This is a genomic window from Solibacillus sp. FSL K6-1523 (genome assembly GCF_038005225.1).
Classification (GTDB): domain Bacteria; phylum Bacillota; class Bacilli; order Bacillales_A; family Planococcaceae; genus Solibacillus.
Genome location: NZ_JBBOSU010000001.1, coordinates 2303685 through 2320643, shown reverse-complemented (window position 1 = coordinate 2320643; position 16959 = coordinate 2303685). Strand labels below are relative to the sequence as shown.

General features: G+C 36.3%; 23 protein-coding genes. 17 read left to right on the top strand and 6 right to left on the bottom strand.

Features of this window, described 5'->3' with window-relative positions:
* The first annotated feature begins 78 nt into the window (after positions 1 to 78).
* Positions 79 to 900, top strand: coding sequence for a hypothetical protein (locus MHI10_RS11030; protein ID WP_340785443.1), 822 nt, complete (start codon positions 79 to 81; stop codon positions 898 to 900).
* A 61-nt stretch (positions 901 to 961) separates the two neighbouring features.
* Here the strand turns inward: MHI10_RS11030 and MHI10_RS11025 are convergent, their stop codons facing one another.
* Positions 962 to 2392: an MDR family MFS transporter gene (locus MHI10_RS11025; protein ID WP_340785441.1), complete on the bottom strand. Its 1431-nt coding sequence runs from the start codon at positions 2390 to 2392 to the stop codon at positions 962 to 964.
* Positions 2393 to 2835: 443 nt separating this feature from the next.
* Entirely contained in the window at positions 2836 to 3531 is a 696-nt protein-coding gene (locus MHI10_RS11020; RefSeq protein WP_340785440.1) for a response regulator transcription factor, read from the bottom strand.
* 197 nt (positions 3532 to 3728) lie between these two features.
* Here MHI10_RS11020 and MHI10_RS11015 point away from each other — a divergent pair, with 197 nt between their 5' ends.
* The 5 genes from MHI10_RS11015 to MHI10_RS10995 all read left to right on the top strand — a co-directional run bounded on the left by MHI10_RS11015 (position 3729) and on the right by MHI10_RS10995 (position 8608).
* Entirely contained in the window at positions 3729 to 4670 is a 942-nt protein-coding gene (locus MHI10_RS11015; protein ID WP_340785439.1) for an alpha/beta hydrolase, read from the top strand.
* 64 nt (positions 4671 to 4734) lie between these two features.
* On the top strand, positions 4735 to 6348 hold the full coding sequence (locus tag MHI10_RS11010; RefSeq protein WP_340785438.1) for a flavin-containing monooxygenase: 1614 nt from the start codon (positions 4735 to 4737) through the stop codon (positions 6346 to 6348).
* Between the two features lie 177 nt (positions 6349 to 6525).
* Complete coding sequence (locus MHI10_RS11005) at positions 6526 to 6843, top strand: PadR family transcriptional regulator (protein WP_340785437.1); 318 nt, start codon at positions 6526 to 6528, stop codon at positions 6841 to 6843.
* Positions 6836 to 8032: a DUF2812 domain-containing protein gene (locus MHI10_RS11000; protein WP_340785436.1), complete on the top strand. Its 1197-nt coding sequence runs from the start codon at positions 6836 to 6838 to the stop codon at positions 8030 to 8032. Before MHI10_RS11005 ends, MHI10_RS11000 begins: the two co-directional genes overlap by 8 nt.
* Before the next feature lie 120 nt (positions 8033 to 8152).
* Positions 8153 to 8608 (top strand): hypothetical protein, encoded by a 456-nt coding sequence (locus tag MHI10_RS10995; RefSeq protein WP_340785435.1) that lies wholly within the window; start codon positions 8153 to 8155, stop codon positions 8606 to 8608.
* Here MHI10_RS10995 and MHI10_RS10990 read toward each other — a convergent pair.
* Positions 8605 to 8778, bottom strand: coding sequence for a hypothetical protein (locus MHI10_RS10990; RefSeq protein ID WP_340785434.1), 174 nt, complete (start codon positions 8776 to 8778; stop codon positions 8605 to 8607). The genes MHI10_RS10995 and MHI10_RS10990 overlap by 4 nt on opposite strands.
* Before the next feature lie 132 nt (positions 8779 to 8910).
* On the bottom strand, positions 8911 to 9555 hold the full coding sequence (locus tag MHI10_RS10985) for a hypothetical protein (protein ID WP_340785433.1): 645 nt from the start codon (positions 9553 to 9555) through the stop codon (positions 8911 to 8913).
* A gap of 152 nt (positions 9556 to 9707) precedes the next feature.
* Here MHI10_RS10985 and MHI10_RS10980 point away from each other — a divergent pair, with 152 nt between their 5' ends.
* On the top strand, positions 9708 to 10085 hold the full coding sequence (locus MHI10_RS10980) for a hypothetical protein (protein ID WP_340785432.1): 378 nt from the start codon (positions 9708 to 9710) through the stop codon (positions 10083 to 10085).
* Positions 10086 to 10127: 42 nt separating this feature from the next.
* Here the strand turns inward: MHI10_RS10980 and MHI10_RS10975 are convergent, their stop codons facing one another.
* On the bottom strand, positions 10128 to 10556 hold the full coding sequence (locus tag MHI10_RS10975) for a HEAT repeat domain-containing protein (protein WP_340785431.1): 429 nt from the start codon (positions 10554 to 10556) through the stop codon (positions 10128 to 10130).
* Positions 10557 to 10785: 229 nt separating this feature from the next.
* On the opposite strand from MHI10_RS10975, the gene rarD reads away from it, so the two are divergent.
* From rarD to MHI10_RS10945, 6 genes are all read left to right on the top strand, one after another.
* A complete protein-coding gene (gene rarD / locus MHI10_RS10970) occupies positions 10786 to 11688 on the top strand; it encodes an EamA family transporter RarD (RefSeq protein ID WP_340785430.1) in 903 nt (300 codons plus the stop codon).
* Positions 11689 to 11934: 246 nt separating this feature from the next.
* A complete protein-coding gene (locus tag MHI10_RS10965) occupies positions 11935 to 12561 on the top strand; it encodes a hypothetical protein (protein WP_340785429.1) in 627 nt (208 codons plus the stop codon).
* A 149-nt stretch (positions 12562 to 12710) separates the two neighbouring features.
* Positions 12711 to 13082, top strand: coding sequence for a hypothetical protein (locus tag MHI10_RS10960; protein WP_340785428.1), 372 nt, complete (start codon positions 12711 to 12713; stop codon positions 13080 to 13082).
* A 146-nt stretch (positions 13083 to 13228) separates the two neighbouring features.
* Positions 13229 to 13939: a cytochrome c biogenesis CcdA family protein gene (locus MHI10_RS10955; protein WP_340785427.1), complete on the top strand. Its 711-nt coding sequence runs from the start codon at positions 13229 to 13231 to the stop codon at positions 13937 to 13939.
* A 49-nt stretch (positions 13940 to 13988) separates the two neighbouring features.
* Positions 13989 to 14369, top strand: a complete 381-nt coding sequence (locus MHI10_RS10950; RefSeq protein WP_340785425.1) for a response regulator — start codon at positions 13989 to 13991, stop codon at positions 14367 to 14369.
* 12 nt (positions 14370 to 14381) lie between these two features.
* Positions 14382 to 14873 carry a CcdC family protein gene (locus MHI10_RS10945; RefSeq protein ID WP_340785424.1) on the top strand — a complete coding sequence of 164 codons (492 nt, stop codon included), beginning with the start codon at positions 14382 to 14384 and terminating at the stop codon, positions 14871 to 14873.
* 61 nt (positions 14874 to 14934) lie between these two features.
* Here MHI10_RS10945 and MHI10_RS10940 read toward each other — a convergent pair whose 3' ends face one another.
* The gene (locus tag MHI10_RS10940; RefSeq protein ID WP_340785423.1) at positions 14935 to 15369 is read right to left on the bottom strand and encodes a DUF2621 domain-containing protein; all 435 of its coding nucleotides are present in this window, start codon (positions 15367 to 15369) and stop codon (positions 14935 to 14937) included.
* A 131-nt stretch (positions 15370 to 15500) separates the two neighbouring features.
* On the opposite strand from MHI10_RS10940, the gene MHI10_RS10935 reads away from it, so the two are divergent.
* From MHI10_RS10935 to MHI10_RS10920, 4 genes are all read left to right on the top strand, one after another.
* The gene (locus MHI10_RS10935; RefSeq protein ID WP_340785422.1) at positions 15501 to 15719 is read left to right on the top strand and encodes a DUF1659 domain-containing protein; all 219 of its coding nucleotides are present in this window, start codon (positions 15501 to 15503) and stop codon (positions 15717 to 15719) included.
* A gap of 38 nt (positions 15720 to 15757) precedes the next feature.
* Positions 15758 to 15979 (top strand): DUF2922 domain-containing protein, encoded by a 222-nt coding sequence (locus MHI10_RS10930; protein ID WP_340785420.1) that lies wholly within the window; start codon positions 15758 to 15760, stop codon positions 15977 to 15979.
* Between the two features lie 69 nt (positions 15980 to 16048).
* Entirely contained in the window at positions 16049 to 16180 is a 132-nt protein-coding gene (locus MHI10_RS10925) for a YvrJ family protein (protein ID WP_340785418.1), read from the top strand.
* A 127-nt stretch (positions 16181 to 16307) separates the two neighbouring features.
* A complete protein-coding gene (locus MHI10_RS10920; RefSeq protein WP_340785417.1) occupies positions 16308 to 16922 on the top strand; it encodes an SCO family protein in 615 nt (204 codons plus the stop codon).
* The last annotated feature ends 37 nt before the right edge of the window (positions 16923 to 16959 follow it).

The following is a 16959-nucleotide window of genomic DNA, read 5'->3' as shown; positions in this document are numbered from 1 at the left end:
CGATTGCTGATCTATTTCTATAGTCAGGTTCTGTGAAATGACAATGGAAATCAACAAGCATAAAAAGGGGAGATATAAATGAGGGTTAACTTTGGCAAATATGACATACCATCTACACTTCAAACATTAATTGATTTAGCAAATGAACTTGGCGATGATGAACAATTTTACCTTTGCCATAATTTCTATCTCTCCTTAGAGAATTTCAGATATTTTAACACACCAAGCGATGTCGTTGTTTTTGGGAATATCGGAATGGACGGTATACATTACGGGTTTCTTACTGACTATGGGTCTGTAACGGAACTTGATGTGGCACCTATTGTTTGTGTTAGTCCAATGGATTTTGATCGTCCAACGCGCGTAGTCGCAAACAATCTGCGTGAATTTTTACAGGTTAATTTGACTGACAGCGGACTGTTCTATAATCATTTTGACTGTGAGGAGGATTATGTGGCGGCTAAAAATCAATGGTCCGCAGAAAACGTATACCAACCATCTGAAAATGAAAAATTAATGAGAGTGCACGCAACAAAATATTTGTCGGATCATATTTCGATGCCTGTTATTGAAAATCCGTATCGTTATGTTCACCATATAGAGCTAGAGCGACAAAAAAATGTAACGATTCTAACTCAAGATCGAATAGGGGTTGTGACGCCAATTTTGCAAGGTGAGGAACCTAAACAATTCCTAATTCACAAAGAAATAGATCCTGATTTACAGTTGTTGCGGGAATACCTCCAATCTGCACCAAAGGCCTCATGTCTTGCATTATTTAGAGACATTCAGCTTAACTTTATTATAAAAGATAACCCAAAACTATTTAAAGTTGTAACGGCAGCAATGATTAATATGGAGCTATTTGATGAAACGAACCGATTATTGGAAAGTATCTAACAAAAAGCAACTACGGGAAATGGCTTGTCCATTCTCGTAGTTGCTTTTGTTATTTATTGAACTATTCATTCTCCGGGGTTTGCGCACGCTTGATAAAGAAAGCGACTACAACGGCAAGTAGTGCAAAACCAAAACCAATTATGAATGCATTGTGTACACCCGAAATCATTGCTTCAGTCAATTGAGTCGGATCAGTTGGATTAGATGATTGTGCCAAGAAATCCTTTTGTCCAGAAGCCATAATACTGATGAAGAAAGCAACACCAATCGCGCCTGCTACTTGCGATAAAGTGTTCAAAATAGCTGTTCCGTGCGGGTAAAAACGTCGCGGAAGTTGGTTTAAACCATTCGTTTGTGCGGGCATCATAATTAATGAAATCGCGACCATCATACAAACATGTAAAAGGATGAACGTTGTTTTTGAAGTGTCCATCGATACTTGTGTAAAGAACCACATCACAGTTGCTAAAATGATTGTCCCAGGAATAATCAGCGCTCTTGGACCAAACTTGTCAAATAGCTTCCCAGAAACAGGTGAAAGAATACCATTTAATAAACTACCTGGAAGCATAATAAGGCCCGTTGCATAAACGGTTAAGCCTAATGCACCTTGGAATAAGAATGGTAATAATGTCATTGTTGAGAACATCGTCATCATCATAATAATTAATAAAATAGTTGTTAATGAAAACAACGGATATTTGAACGGACTTAAGTCTAATAACGGTTCTTTTAGTTTCAATTGGCGTAACACAAAGAAGAAAAGTGCAATCAGTCCAATGATAATAATTCCGTATACTTGGAAGCTATCCCAGCCTTTACCCGAACTACTAAATCCGTAAACAATCCCACCAAATCCGATTGTCGATAAAATAATGGATAACACATCTACTTTTGGTTTAGTCGGTTCTGAAACATTCTTTAAAAAGATGAAAGCGAAAATGATAGAAAAAATCGCAAATGGAATTACGATATAAAACAGCCATCTCCAGCTCAATGAATCAAGAATGATACCCGAAAGCGTCGGTCCAATAGCAGGAGCGAACATCATAACGAGTCCGATACTTCCCATTGCGGCACCGCGTTTCTCTGGCGGGTATAGGAAGAGAATCGTATTCATTAATACCGGCATCATTAATCCTGTACCTGCCGCTTGTAATAAACGACCGACTAATAAAACAGAAAATCCAGGTGCAAGTGCACTTACTAAAGTACCGAAAGTGAAGATCATCATTGCTCCTATAAATACTTGTCTCGTTGTAAACCACTGTACTAATAAAGCCGAAGCAGGGATTAAAACAGCCACAACGAGCATGTACCCAGTTGACAGCCATTGAAGTGTTGCTGGTTCCACATTTAACTCAATCGTTAGTTGAGGAAATGCAACGTTTAATAATGTTTCGTTTAAAATAGTGAAAAAGGCTCCAATAATCATGGAAATTAAAATTGGCAGTCTTTTTATATTTTCAAACTCCTTTGATTGTGTATTCATAAATTCCTCCTTGTACGCATGTATAATCTTTCATTATTTTTATTTTCACACAGTGCAAGCTGACTGAAGAAAAATAAACTCAAGGTAATACTATACATTAAAACAAGCAAAATCACAAAAATGTAATATCCAATAGTAAAAAAGGCTTTGACAATCTACTTCAATGAACATTTAAACGAAAATGAATGAGTTTATCTAATCCGTGAATTTAAATATCATATTTGCAGTAGATAGTATCCATACTTTAATACACTCGACCAACTTCGGATGAATTAGCTGCTAAAAAAAATAGTTGTCGATAATCGGCGCGTTACATTCATTCAAATTCCGAATTCAGAGCACCATATTTCCAAAATAAAAATGAGCTGAGAGTTTTCCTCTAGCTCATTTTTGGCATACATATGATTTCGGTGTTTTAATTCCTCCATAATTTTTGGGGGTCCTCAATTTAAAATCCCATTTTGGTATAAAAATGCGACTGCATGTGTACGATTAAGTGTATTTGTTTTGACCATGACACTTTTAATATATTGTTTGATTGTTGTTTCACTAATTTCTAGTAAAGAGGCTACTTGTTTTGAACTATGGCCAAATGCGATACACCTCATCACTTCGTATTCCCGTTTGGATAGTTTTATTTCGTCTTTTTTCTTAGAACTTGGATAGGTGAATAGGATTTCGCCTACTTTTTTAGTATAAAGTTCTGCTTCCATTAACATTTGCGAATCCACCTTTTGTTTGAATTTCGTACTTAAAAAATAGCCAATCACGACCGAATTGAAAATAATCGGAACAACAAGTAGTGCGTTTTCCGTTTGAGCGATAACATACTTTCTAGGTAAATATAAATGAAAATCATTGCCTTCATAATATTGCGGATTTCGTTTTTGGATTGCCTCAAAAATGGGCGGAATTGTTGTTATATCATCGCGTACAGATGTGATACTTCTAAATTTAAATGCAGTTGCTGAAAAGATTCCTTCTGCTAAATGATCGATAGGAGAATAGCGAAAAAGTAGTGCTTCTTCTAATGAGAAAGTGGAGAGGAAATTTTCCATTAACAACTTAATTTTTTTGTCAGGATCTTCTAGTGATTTTATTTTTTCTAAGTCATTTTCCCAACTTGTAATGCCTATCATCAAATGAACACCCCTTTTAAAATCCTTTATTATTCTACTTATGTTTTAGACTACAGAAAGTTTACAATACATTCGAATTTTAATACGAAAGTATATAGTATTTTCTCAAAAAGTAGGAATATCTATTTTTAGTGAAAATAATAAACTATTAATGTAGGCGATTACAAAATTCTTTTTATCTAAGAGGAGGAAATAAAATGGCAAATTTAACTGAAAACGCAAAAGCATATTTAGAGGCATTTTATAGTGGACCAAAGATTGAATCATTTGATCCGATTGAATTTAAGGCATTACAGGCACAAGCCCCAGTAGCACCGCAAAATAATTTACCAAGTATTCATCAAACCGAGGATCGATCTATTAAAGCGCAGGACGGACAAGATATCCGCATTCGTATTTATACACCTGAAGGAGAGGGGCCATTCCCTGCGTTAGTGTATTATCATGGCGGTGGTTGGGTAATTGGTTCGATTGAGATGTTTGAAGGAGCAAACCGATTAATTGCAATGGAGGGAAAGGTTGTAGTTGTATCTGTTGATTACCGTTTAGCACCAGAACATCCGTATCCAACTCCGATTGAAGATTGCTATGCTGCATTGGAGTGGGTAGCTGCAAACGCGGAAGAAATCAATGTCAATCCGGCTAGAATTTCAGTTGGTGGGGATAGTGCTGGCGGAAATTTAGCAACGGTAATTGCGAAAAAAGCTTTAGATCAAAATGGACCAGCCATTCAATCACAGGTTTTAGTTTATCCTGTAACTAATTTGGAATTTACGACCGATTCATACAAGGAATTTGCTGAAGGGTTTGGACTGGATATTCATTTAATGAGATGGTTTGGTAAGCATTACTTGAGCGATGCAACACAAGCAGGTGAGCCAGATGTTTCCCCGTTAAAATATGATTCTGTTAAAGGGCTGCCACCAGCTATTATTATCGCTGCGGAAAATGACGTACTGAAGGATGAGGGCGTTGCCTATGCTGAAAAGTTAAAACAAGACGGCGTTCACGTTCAATACGAGCTCATCCCAGGTGTTATTCATGCTTACTATAGTAATTTAATGTTCTTCGAGGAAGAAACGAAGCAATCCGTGCAACATATTGTAAAATTCCTAAATAAGGTCGAGCAAACGATCTAAAAATTCTTTATTTGTTTTTAACTAGTAAAAAGGCATTGCAATATTGGAAGGAAGGGGAATATGCATGGCAAATCATTTTGATGCAATCGTTATTGGCGCTGGATTTTCAGGGATTTATATGACGTATAAATTGCGTGAAGATGGCTTTACAGTGAAGACCCTCGAAAAGGCATCCGGGGTAGGAGGCGTTTGGAATGTAGCGCGTTATCCTGGTGCGCATTGTGATTCGGATAGCCATTGCTACAATTTTATGTTCTCGGAAGATTTATATAGAAAATGGTCCTGGTCAAAACGTTTCGCTCCGCAAGAAGAAATTTTACGCTATTTGAATTTTGCTGCGGATGAGTTAGATGTAAAGAAGCAAATGCAATTTCATACTGAGGTAACATTAGCTAATTGGGATGAAGATAAAGCGCGTTGGCATGTCTTAACGAGTGAGGGAGAAGAATTTACAGCAACATACTTAATTTCAGGAGTAGGTTGCTTATCGACTTCGAATATTCCAAACTTTGATGGGAGCGATAATTTTGAAGGGGACAGCTATCACACAGGAGCTTGGCCATCCACTCCTGTCGATTTAAAAGGCAAACGTATAGGTGTGATTGGGACGGGCTCTAGTGGTGTACAATCCATCCCTGTTATTGCACAAGAAGCGGGGGAATTGTATGTTTTCCAACGAACGCCACAATACACTGTGCCAGCTCGAAATCGGGAATTAACAGAAGAGGAAATCGCACAGCTAAAAGAAGATTATACTGACATACGCGAAAAAATATTTGCTTCTCATGCGGGCTATCCATTTGTTCGATCGACTAAATCTGCTGCTGGAACCCCGGAAGAGGAGCGCCTAGCGATTTTAGAAGATGCATGGGAGAAAGGGAGTTTGAGCTTTGGTACTTCCTTTAATGATATTGCGATTAATACGGAATCAAATGAAATCGTTTCAGAGTTTCTGCGTGGTAAAATTCGAGAAACAGTGAAAGATCCAGAAACCGCAAAAAGTCTATTGCCATATTATTATTACACAACGAAACGACCAATCATCGATACAAATTATCATGAGACATATAATAAGGAACATGTAACCTTAGTAAATTTAAAAGAACAGCCAATTGTAGGTATTACAAAAAATGGTATTCAAACAACAGAAAAGGAATACCCATTAGATGTAATCGTTTATGCTACTGGTTACGATGCCATGACGGGTACACTTTTAAAGCTGAATATTAAAGGACGCGACGGAGTATCCTTAAAAGAAAAATGGGCAAACGGAGCAAATGTTGAAACCTATTTAGGTCTAGGTGTTTCCGGATTCCCGAACTTCTTTACAATTACAGGTCCACAAAGTCCGTCGGTGTTAACGAATATGCCTTCATCCATTGAGCAGCATGTGGAATGGATTTCGGACTGCTTGAATTATATGAAGAAGAATCAAATTAAAACGATTGAGCCAACAAAAGAAGCGGAACAACAATGGAGTAAACAGTGTATGGAAATTGCCAATAGTACATTATTTACAAAAACAGATTCCTGGTATACAGGGTCCAACATAGAAGGGAAACCACGTGGCTTTTTAATCTTCTTAGGTGGCTTGGATAAATATCGTCAAATATGCAACGAAATCGCTGAAAAAGGGTATGAAGGTTATGAATTAAAGACTACCGAAGCGATAAAATAACGCCATAATTTAACTGGAAAGGATGCTCCTTTTGTGCAAGTGGGGGCATCTTTTTGGGTTGATAAAAGCGTGAGAAAACTATTAATGTTTTTTGGTATTTTATTTACAAATCATGAATGGAACGTTATTGTTATGTTATACGATATATCGCGTAGCATAATAGTGGAGGTGTTGAAGATGTCTTATAATGGTGGACCGATGACAGAGGCAATGTATTACGTTCTATTAGCGTTAATGCGTCCGAATCATGGTTATCAACTGATGCAATCGATTACAGAAGTCTCAAATGGGCGGTTAAAAATGGGACCCGGCACATTATATGGGGTACTTTCACGAATGCAAAAAGATGATTTGATCGTTTTATCGAAGGATGATGGTAGAAGGAAAACGTATGAGATTACATCAGAAGGTGAGCGAGCTTTGAGAATGGAGTATGAGCGTTTAAAATCCTTAATTATTGATAGCGCAATATTGGAGGAGGAAAGGCATGAATAAAAATGTGCGTAAAGTTCGACCTGCCGACTATTGGCGCATTGGGGAACATGAAAGCTGGTTTTCTGACATGTCTGCAAAAGGATGGCATCTTCATAAAATGGGTATACAATTTGCACATTTTAAAAAAGGTGATCCAAAGCGAATGGAATACCGAATTGAGGTTACGGAAAAAAAGGGAATGTCCCTTGAACAAAGTGAAATGTATGAGGGAAATGGCTGGGATTATGTGACGAGTTATCATTATTTCCACGTATTCTCATCCCCTGAAGAAAATCATGCACCAGAGTTACATACAGATCCAATGGAGCAATCTTTTACTTTAGATCAACTGAATGAAAAGCTTATTTTTAATTTTATAGGAACTTTAATTGGGTTTTTGTTAATTATCGGGATGTTATCGGCTGTTTGGTTTTTAGATGGTACACCAATACTAAGATTAGTAGAAGGATTCGTCGTTCAACAAACATTTATAAGTCTAATCATATTTTATAATGTTTTTATTTCAACAAGAGCAATGTTATCTATTCAAGCTTTACGAAGAAATTTAAAAGAAGGAAAAACAATTGATCATCATGCACCGTGGGAAAAGCGTTTGCGAAGGAATACAGTATTATCAATTATAATTGCAATTACGATTATAATCGGCACTATACTTCCATTCATTCAACTATTTAAGTATGAAACATTCACCTTACCAAAGGAGGATACAAACTTACCGATTGTCCGATTAGCCGATATTGAGCAAAATCCGTTGCTCATACGGGATGAATATTATATCGATGAGATTGATTGGGGAAATCATTACACTTCTAATTGGAGTATCATCGCCCCTGTGCAATATGAGTCTAATGAAAATGGTGTGATTGAAAATCAAAAATGGTTGGATGAAAGCGGTATTTATTCACCTAGTTTATCCTCAGAAGTCTATTATTTAAGATCAAAAATATTCGTAAAGCCACTAATTTCTGACTTAATGAAATGGCATTTATATGGAGATGAGACTAAGCTGTTTGTTGAAAAGCAGCATCCTAGTTTTGATCAATTAATGATTTGTGAAGATAAGGGGTGGAAACAATTAGTTGCCTCAAAAGGTAAGGTTGTTATGTATATACGATATTCTGGAAATGCAGAGATGAATGTTTTAATTGAAAATGTTGCTCAAAAAATAAGTGTGCTTGCTGGGAAGTAGTATGCTACACATCTGTTATTCAAATTTTTTGGACGGGTGAACTACTTACTACCTGTTATGTATCGTAAGAAGGGAGTTAATTAGGATGAAAAAGTTTCTTGGAGGAGTTTTTTTCTCGCGTTGAGCGTCCTATTATTAGGGTGTTCACCTGATGAAGTGATTCAAGTGGGCACGCCTTTTAATGAAAATGGAAGTGAAGGTGTCCTATTCGATAAGGATATTACAGATTCTGAATCAATCGAAAGTTTAAGGGAAGTTATTAAAAAGCTTGAGGATATTGAGGAACCGGAAGCATTAAACAATGAAGCGAATATTTCTTTTAGATTGGATAGACCAAATGAAGGCGTAGTTGAAATATGGCTGTATGTATTTTATCAAGAGGATGGCAGTTCCATTTTGTATAATGAATCAAGCGGTTACTATGCACTTACAAAAGAATATACGGATGAGTTAAAAGGAATATTAGAACAATATATTCTAAAATGTATAAGTATGTGGCGCCATACTGCATGGCGCTTCATCCATATGACTGTAATTTGCGAAATAGCATCTTTTCAAAATAAAAAACAGCGTTAATAATGCGTTTTTATATCTTCTGTAAGGGTTGCTACTATACATGAAGCATCGGATAATATCGCACCGGGACTTTTGGGTTCAACTCCATATATTTCAAATAGTTCATTTTCTAATTTCATCATTTCAAATCTTACGTCGTTTAATCTTTCAATAATCCTCTCTTTTTCCATTCCGAACTTCCTTTCGCGCGGCATAATTTGAGATGTGAATATTATTAGTGAAATAAAAGTTGGGGCAAAAAACTGCTTCTTAATTGTTTTATCTTTCTCATTTCTCAGTAATTTGATGCGCGGCTTGTGCAGTCATTCGTCTATTATCACAACTTTCACCATATGAGAATCGAAGTTATTATTCTCCAAAACGTCATTACTTATTTGTTGTACCTCTTTTTTTAACTTTTCGCTAATCGGATTAGCAATTTTTATCATTATCTTTGTAAATTCGGAAGAAATTTCATAATCGAAGTGGAATTCTTTCAAGCCTTTATCCAACAAAGGGGAACGAATGGACTCCATTAAATCATAATAGCTAAGTCGATTTGCTGTTTTGGTTGTAGATTGTGCGGAATTAAATTGTTCAATTTGAAACGTGGCAGGATTGAAATGTTGTTGTGTTATCAACTGGATGATGGATTTTTCTAGTTTCTCAAATTCCCTTGGTTTGAGTTTTTTATTTCCATAGTTTTTAATGAGAATTTCAACTTTTTCATCTTTTAACATAGCGAAATCAATTGTTAATGGATCGCCTTGTATCTGTATATTTGTAAGGATAGAATGCATGAGGCTCGCATATTTTTCATGAAATTCAATTAGTTCTTTGTTGCTATACGTAGTTGTTTCGGAATTTTTAGCAATGTTCGCAAAAGGATTAGTGAGAATAATATATAACGCACTCGTAAGGATTGCGAATGGTAAAAGGTATCTTTTGAAAAATTGCATAAAGGACATGCCAACCCCTCCTAAAGTGGTTAGTAAAGGATATGTTTGCTGTTTGGGAATAGAATGGAAATGAATGGACCGTAAAAAAAATCATGATTGAAAGGGTATTTACATATTGTAGGGAATTATAATGAATAAAGAAATCAATAGAGGAGATTATTATGGGAAAAAAATTACGCAAATATTTTTTTAACTTTCTCTTAATCATTACTATGATGAATTTCATTAAACTCATTTACGATGAAGCTTTTGATGCGCCCAAACCACTTTTAATTTACGGTTATGTCGCTTTTTTTAGTATAACTTTTGTATTTATCGTAATACGAAATATTCTAAAGCTATTGGGAGAAGAGAAGGGGAAAGTAGAACAGATTTTTAAAGGGTTGATTTTTGTATTATCTGTGCAACTCTTTATTATTTCAATTGTTGTGGTAAGTGCATTATCGCTTATGTTTTCAATGGGGATGATGGTTATTTTATGTATAGATTTTTATCAGATTTTTAATAATAACAAACGAAAAACAGTACCCCCTGAATAAATTGCTGATTCAGGGGGTATTTTTAATGCTTCTAAAATTAGATTACAGCTTAGCCCATCGTTCCTCTAACCAAGCCATAAATTGATCACCTTTGTCGCCTTCAAACGCATCATATACATCTATGCGCATACGTTTAAGCTTCTCTGCAAAGTCTTCCAATGTGTGGTCCTTTGGTAAGCTTTTTTTCACACGTAGGAAAATTTTATTCGGGTTTTTAATAACATCAAAACGTGCAGGTGTAGGTTTTTCTACGTTTTCACCGAACGCTACAAGTGCGCTGTAGGCTGCCATTTGTACTTTAAAAACTGTGTCATTTTTCATACGATTGTTTAATAAATCGATTACTTTTTCATGTTGATAAGCGGATAACGTTGTAACTGCGTCTAAACGATCGCGCCAGCTAGACGTATAATTAGCTTTTTTCTTTAATGCATCATATTGTTCTGGTAATTCTTTTTCAAACGATTTCAAGTTATTGCACCTCTTTTTTTAACTAGAGGAAAAATAGAATTCTTCTTCTGCTTCTTTAATTATACGTTGTCTTGGTGAAAAAAGCGAAACAAATCAATTCCGTACCGGCTAACTTTTATCCAGAAGTTTTTCGAGCTCTCTTGAAAAACTTCTCTTAAATTTTATTTACTTTACAAAATCCGACCTCTATAATTGGTTTTATCAATTAAATATAGTAAGAGGTGCAGCAATGAGTGAACATAATAAAGGCGTGTTGAATGCGATTGTCGCGTATGCATGTTGGGGCGTATTTCCGCTCTATTGGAAACTGTTAGAACAAGTGACAAGTATGGAAATTTTATTGAGTCGCGTCATTTGGTCCTTCTTATTTACGACGCTTTTTATTTTACTCATCGGACAACGAAAAAATCTTCTGCAAGATATCCGCTTTTTATGGGCCAATCAAAAACAATTTTGGTCATTGTTCGTGGCTTCTATTGTTATCTCAATCAACTGGTTTACATATATATGGGCGGTCACACACGAACAAGTATTGCAGTCAAGCTTAGGTTACTATATAAATCCACTCATTTCTGTGTTGTTTGGGATGCTTATTTTCCGTGAAAAACTATCGAGAGCCACGATTATCGCTGTGTCGATTGCAGGCGTAGGGGTTGCAGTCATGACTTTTTCAGCAGGAACGGTACCATATATCGCAATAACGATGGCGATATCTTTTTCGATTTACGGTGTATTAAAGAAAACGATTCAGCTTGACGCCGCGCGTGGATTAGCGATAGAAACACTCTTTATGCTACCAGTTGCACTTATTTATTATGTGTATATTTGGAATTCAAATGAAGTGCATTTTTTACAAGGCGATATTAAAACTAATCTTCTATTAATGGGCGGCGGAATCATCACAGCAATTCCACTCGTTCTTTTTGCGAAAGGCGCACACCGGATTCCGTTGTATTTGATGGGCTTTATCCAGTTTTTATCCCCAACGATTACATTATTTTTAGGCGTCTTGTTATTTAAGGAGCCATTTACGAAATTAGAATTTTTCACATTCGGTTGTATTTGGATTGCAATTGTTATTTTCTCGGCATCTAAATTTATTGAAGCAAAACGTCGCTACCAAACAGCTTAGCTTTTTTTAATATTCATTATCCACTTTTAAAATGGCTTGGTGAATCAAAATGCAATTACACCAAACTATAATGAATTACATGAAAGTAAATTGTCCTAGTACAGTTTGCTTTTTTGTTTTGGAAAAAAATATTGCGTAAATTACTGTAAGGTCAACTTAATCGGAAAATTTAAAATTTTTAGAGGGATTGCGCGAAATTTAGCGAATAGTATCGATTGGGGGAACATTTCGAAAGGGGATGAAGTTGTGTTTGTTATAATTAATGAAGAACAATTTGATTTTCAAAAGGTAGAAATCGATGTGTTAGAACAGGGGATTCGAAATTTGTTTTCTAATTTTGATAAAATGACGCTTCAGGAGCTTATATGCCAAAAAAAGTATGAACAACTAAAAGACAACACAGAAAAAAACTTTGCAGATTTACTCGAACAACCTGCTGGTAGGGCCATCCAGCAAATGAAGGATTATGGTCATCCATTTTACAAACAATTTTTGAATAATTATGGGGATTTGGAGTATTCAAGGTTTGTAGTGAAGGGCAATGATGAAGCACTTCGGAAAAACGGTGTGTACACGATTATTGCCGATGAGGAGCTCGTTTTTTGTGGTGTTTGTGCGCGGACTTTTAAGGAAAGAATTAATCAACATATTGGTAATATTTATGCGAAGGGTTGTTTCCGCGACGGTACAGCAACGCATTGTCATGTCAACGCGAATATTACGCAAAAAATGCAAACCTCCAAAGTCCATTTTGGCATTTGCCCAATCGATGATAAAAAAGAAATGAACCAATTAAAAAATGCCATCATTAAAAGATTTGAACCCGAGTGGAATTTACGATCCAATCAAGTAGTGATGAGTTTAATTCAATAAGAGAGTAGCTAAAAAGCAGGTAGTTCACATGCCATTTCGCATGAATGTTTGAAACCATCGCATGAAATTTATCGACAGCACATAGTTTATTATGACATGAAAAGAGGGAATAATAGACGAAAATGTATGGGTAGGTGATCATCTTGCGAATGGCATTGAAATTATTTCGGCAAACGCATATCGAATACTTATGGCTTCATTTTCTGATGGCGCTCGTTTTAATTTTTACATCCGTTTTTTGGTTTGTATTACCGTACTTTATTATTAGCTACGGGACTTATTCTCCTTCAATATGGTTACAAACGTTTCTACTGCTAGCTTTATTTATTTTACCGTCTCTTTTCATTACAGTGCATTGTTGGTTCATCAATTTTCAGGCAGCACAAAAATGGAAGACGGAGCATCCTCACGAAAATATTTGGCGCTGGTTTTTCCGCTTTCAAAGCTTCACATTTATTATTGTCATAACATTTACCGCGATTATTTATTCACTCCTTTTTATAATTGATCAAATGAGATAAAGAAACCTTCAATTAATTAAGTCAATTTTCTATTTCACAGCTACCTCACATGTCGGTCAAAAAAAGTTCACATGTTAAAAGGCAGTAATGTTCTGCTAAATTTGGTACGATTGAGGCATTAATGTGAAGGAGAGACAGAAGACACTATGAATACAGACATCAATATCTTTTTAGCCTTAGGTGCAGGATTTTTAAGCTTTATCTCACCATGTACGTTACCACTTTACCCAGCTTTCTTGTCTTACATTACAGGTATGACGCTGGATGAACTAAAAAATGAACGAGGAATGCTACAAAAACGTGCGATCTTACATACGCTATTCTTCTTACTCGGTTTCTCTATTATTTTTATTGCAATCGGATTCAGTACGTCATTTGCAAAAGAGTTCTTCGTACAATATCAAGAATTACTACGCCAAGTCGGTGCTATTTTAATCGTTATATTCGGTTTAATGATTGTTGGACTTTTACAAATTGACTTTTTAATGAAAGATCGAAAATTTCAATTTAAAAATCGTCCATCTGGTTATTTAGGCTCGACATTGATTGGTTTAGCGTTTGCTGCGGGATGGACACCATGTACTGGACCAATTTTAATGTCGATTATTGCATTAGCGGGTACAAATCCTGATTCAGCGATTTGGTATATGTTAGCGTACTTCCTTGGCTTTGCGGTTCCATTTTTCGTATTATCTTTCTTTGTTTCACGCATGGGCTGGATTCGAAATCACAGTCAAAAGATTGTGAAAATCGGAGGCTGGATTATGATCGCGCTCGGCATACTCTTATTTTTTGACGGCTTAACGTATATCATTACGATTTTATCACCGATTTTTGGTGGTTTTACAGGATTCTAACTAGGGTAAATGAGAAGACCGCGATCCATATGAAAGTGAGAGGATTGTCATGCCAACTATTTTAATCGTTGATGATACACTATTTATGCGTGTTGCCATAGGAAATATGGTGAAGAATTGGGGCTTTGAAGTCGTTGGGGAAGCTGCGAATGGGCAAGAAGCCGTGCAGCTTTATGAACAGCTACAGCCCGATATTGTCACAATGGATTTAACGATGCCTGTTATGAATGGGCTGGATGCTGTCAAAAAAATTATCGCAAAAAATCCAAATGCTAAGATTATTATGGTGACGGCACTAGGGCAACCGCGTATAATGGTAGATGCAATTGAAAATGGTGCGAAAGATTTTATTACAAAGCCTTTTACACCAGAAAAATTAAAAAGTGTTCTTTACCAGGCTCTAAATTTAGTAGAAGATTCGTCAATGTAGAGGAGGATTAAGATGCTTGACAATATACCTTCTCAATTTTTAATGATTGGTTCGACGATAATGGCAGTAGTAATGGGTACAATTGTCATGATTGTTCGACTGCGCTCACAAAAGAAACCAGTGTCAACGAAAAAAATCATTATTCCGCCAATCGCGATGTCTACTGGAGCACTCATGTTCTTATTTCCGGAGTTTCGCGTTGAACCGTTACAAATTGTAGAGGCAGTGGTCGTCGGTTTATTGTTTTCGACGGTGCTTATCGCCACATCAAAATTTGAAATGCGGGATAATACGATCTACATGAAGCAATCAAAAGCATTCCCGTTTATATTAATTGGGCTGCTTGTGCTACGCATCATTTTAAAGCTCGTTTTCTCAAACAGTCTAGATGTTGCGGAATTAGGCGGCATGTTCTTCATTTTGGCGTTTTCGATGATTTTACCTTGGCGTTTAGCAATGCTCATGCGCTATAAAAAATTACAAAAGACGCAATTGAGTGCATAAAAAATCCTTACAGGGCAAGTTAAATAGCCTTGTAAGGATTTTTTTGTTTATGGGGAAATTTCTAAGCCTGCAATAAATGGTCATATGGGGATGTATCTATTTGCATTTGCTTTAGCTTTTTACGTAAAAACTTATGATCACGCTTTGGTGAAGCGATAATATAGCCACGAACAATTAAATCTAAATTGATTTTTGTTGCGTGTTCCTCTAATGCAAGCTCGCCAATTTTACCTGCAATTTTCTCTTTTGCCACTTGACGGAAAAGCTCGGGCACCGGACTAACAAGCTCTAACAGTAATGCCTTTTCTTCGTCCCCCCACAGATGAATGGTTTTATCGAGAAACATATTTTGCCAATCTAAATCTGATTTGCCATCCGCTTTTGGCAATACCTTTAAAAACTTGCGGAACATGAAAAAACCGCCGATTGCCATTAATGAAATAAGAACAACTACCCAAAATAAAATAAACCATAAAAACCAACCACTTAAATCCACGATACTCACCTCTTTATATACTCTCTATATTAACTCTCTTGTCCATTATAGAAGGTTTTGCCAATATTTTCACCCTCCTTGTCCCTTTTTTCATGAAATCGTGACATGTATAGAGTAAGGAGGTGAACAAGATGAACCCATTCGTATTCCAATCGGCAACAATGACTGTTTTTTATCAAGCTAGTGTAGATGAACATGGTGAGCCAGTAGTGAAGGGCGCGACGTATCGTAATTTGATTAAAACGGTAACAGGCGAACAAATTCAAACTGTTGCGCAAACGCTTATCGGTTTAACGGATTTTGCTTATATCGAATCCGTAAAGACGCAAAAAGATTTAATTGGTGTGTAGTGACAAGCTGGTAAAAACAGAAGAAGGGGGGATTTTCAATGACACAAGTATTGCAATTAACGTTTGCCAATGCGCTAAACAATACGATGACATTAAACATTGCGGATCCAAAAGCAAATTTATCGGAAACGGAAATTAATGCGGCGATGCAAATTATTGTGGATCAAGGCATTTTTGCGAAAGATGGCGCGGTTTTTAATATTAAAAAATCGGCGCGTGTAGTAGAACGTCATGTAACAAGCTTCGATTTAGACATATAATGAAAAGCCGGTGAAGTGTCAAACTTTACCGGCTTTTCATTCTTTCATGGTGGAAGGAGGGGGCATATAATGGAACAGTGGTTTGCTATCATTCAAGAAATTAGTTTTCCAATCTTTATATCATTTTATTTGTTATATCGCATTGAAACAAAACTTGATGCAATTCACAGTGCGCTGATTTCATTGAAAAGCTCAAGCTAATCTTGAATCAATTGTGAAATCGATTTTCACAATATCGCCACACAACATTTCATAGGGAAAGTATTGTGTAAATGCGCCCGTTTCGCTAAGATGAGTGTAATGATGTGTAGAGTGGAGAGAGAGAAGCATGAAAAAGAAATCGTTAGCATTAGCACTATTGCTCGTCGTTTCAATCGTCATGAGCGCTTGTAGCAACTATCAATTCAAACCAACAACGAGTTATGAAATTTCGAATTTCACGGTAACCGATCATCGCGGGGAAGAAGTTTCACTTGAAAGTTTAAAGGGTGAGCCATGGTTGGCAATGTTCATCTTTGCCAATTGTACGACCATTTGTTCACCAATGACGTACAATATGAGTTTAATTCAAGAAGAACTTGTGAAAAAGGGCGTTGAAGATTATAAAATTGTGGCATTTTCAGTAGACCCAGCCAATGATTCTCCTGAAGTATTAACAGAATATTTAAGCCGCTTTAATGTCCCAGATGAATCAAAGTGGCATTTAGTAACAGGCTATGACCAAAAATTCATTGAGCAATTAGCAGTCGGTTCTTTCAAATCTTTAGTAAAAGCGATTGAAGGGGACGACCAAGTAATGCATGCGAACACATTTTATTTAGTCGATGAACAAGGCGTTGCAGTTAAAAATTACACAGGCTATTCTCAGACAGAAGACGGTGTGCCTTATGATACAATTGCAGTGGACTTACAATCATTAATTGAAGAACGATTAGGAAAATAATTTTAATTGTACGAGTATAAACCAATATGCGTTTATG

Coding starts and splice junctions, on each gene's coding strand:
- MHI10_RS10985 (WP_340785433.1), bottom strand. CDS start 9,555: ATGTCCTTTATGCAATTTTTCAAAAGATACCTTTTACCATTCGCAATC.
- MHI10_RS11030 (WP_340785443.1), top strand. CDS start 79: ATGAGGGTTAACTTTGGCAAATATGACATACCATCTACACTTCAAACA.
- rarD (WP_340785430.1), top strand. CDS start 10,786: ATGAGTGAACATAATAAAGGCGTGTTGAATGCGATTGTCGCGTATGCA.
- MHI10_RS11015 (WP_340785439.1), top strand. CDS start 3,729: ATGGCAAATTTAACTGAAAACGCAAAAGCATATTTAGAGGCATTTTAT.
- MHI10_RS10960 (WP_340785428.1), top strand. CDS start 12,711: ATGGCATTGAAATTATTTCGGCAAACGCATATCGAATACTTATGGCTT.
- MHI10_RS10990 (WP_340785434.1), bottom strand. CDS start 8,778: ATGGAAAAAGAGAGGATTATTGAAAGATTAAACGACGTAAGATTTGAA.
- MHI10_RS11025 (WP_340785441.1), bottom strand. CDS start 2,392: ATGAATACACAATCAAAGGAGTTTGAAAATATAAAAAGACTGCCAATT.
- MHI10_RS10945 (WP_340785424.1), top strand. CDS start 14,382: ATGCTTGACAATATACCTTCTCAATTTTTAATGATTGGTTCGACGATA.
- MHI10_RS11010 (WP_340785438.1), top strand. CDS start 4,735: ATGGCAAATCATTTTGATGCAATCGTTATTGGCGCTGGATTTTCAGGG.
- MHI10_RS10955 (WP_340785427.1), top strand. CDS start 13,229: ATGAATACAGACATCAATATCTTTTTAGCCTTAGGTGCAGGATTTTTA.
- MHI10_RS10935 (WP_340785422.1), top strand. CDS start 15,501: ATGAACCCATTCGTATTCCAATCGGCAACAATGACTGTTTTTTATCAA.
- MHI10_RS11000 (WP_340785436.1), top strand. CDS start 6,836: ATGAATAAAAATGTGCGTAAAGTTCGACCTGCCGACTATTGGCGCATT.
- MHI10_RS10980 (WP_340785432.1), top strand. CDS start 9,708: ATGGGAAAAAAATTACGCAAATATTTTTTTAACTTTCTCTTAATCATT.
- MHI10_RS10925 (WP_340785418.1), top strand. CDS start 16,049: ATGGAACAGTGGTTTGCTATCATTCAAGAAATTAGTTTTCCAATCTTT.
- MHI10_RS11020 (WP_340785440.1), bottom strand. CDS start 3,531: ATGATAGGCATTACAAGTTGGGAAAATGACTTAGAAAAAATAAAATCA.
- MHI10_RS10950 (WP_340785425.1), top strand. CDS start 13,989: ATGCCAACTATTTTAATCGTTGATGATACACTATTTATGCGTGTTGCC.
- MHI10_RS10920 (WP_340785417.1), top strand. CDS start 16,308: ATGAAAAAGAAATCGTTAGCATTAGCACTATTGCTCGTCGTTTCAATC.
- MHI10_RS10930 (WP_340785420.1), top strand. CDS start 15,758: ATGACACAAGTATTGCAATTAACGTTTGCCAATGCGCTAAACAATACG.
- MHI10_RS11005 (WP_340785437.1), top strand. CDS start 6,526: ATGTCTTATAATGGTGGACCGATGACAGAGGCAATGTATTACGTTCTA.